At 38.5% G+C, this 252-nt stretch carries 1 rRNA gene; it reads right to left on the bottom strand.

The annotated features are described in order from the left end of the window. A 5S ribosomal RNA gene (gene rrf / locus H5089_RS20515) occupies positions 1-102 on the bottom strand; the annotation flags it as partial. Between the last annotated feature and the right edge of the window lie 150 nt (positions 103-252).

Genomic DNA, 252 nt, shown 5'->3' with positions numbered 1-252 from the left:
CTACTTTCACATAGCAAATGCTACACTATCATCGGCGCTGTTTCGTTTCACTACTGAGTTCGGCATGGAGTCAGGTGGGTCCAAAACGCTATTGTCACCAAGCAAATTTGGGCGTTAATCCGTATCGCTACGCACTAACTGAATTTGGAAAATATCTGATAATATTTTTTAAGTCTTTTCAGTAATATCTACTTTAGTTATATTAACTTCTGTCAAACTGTCGCATAAAACGCGTTTGGCGTTGTATGGTTA

This window comes from Pseudoalteromonas sp. SR45-1 (genome assembly GCF_014163655.1).
GTDB classification, from domain to species: domain Bacteria; phylum Pseudomonadota; class Gammaproteobacteria; order Enterobacterales; family Alteromonadaceae; genus Pseudoalteromonas; species Pseudoalteromonas distincta.
This window is presented reverse-complemented; position numbering and strand designations above follow the sequence as displayed.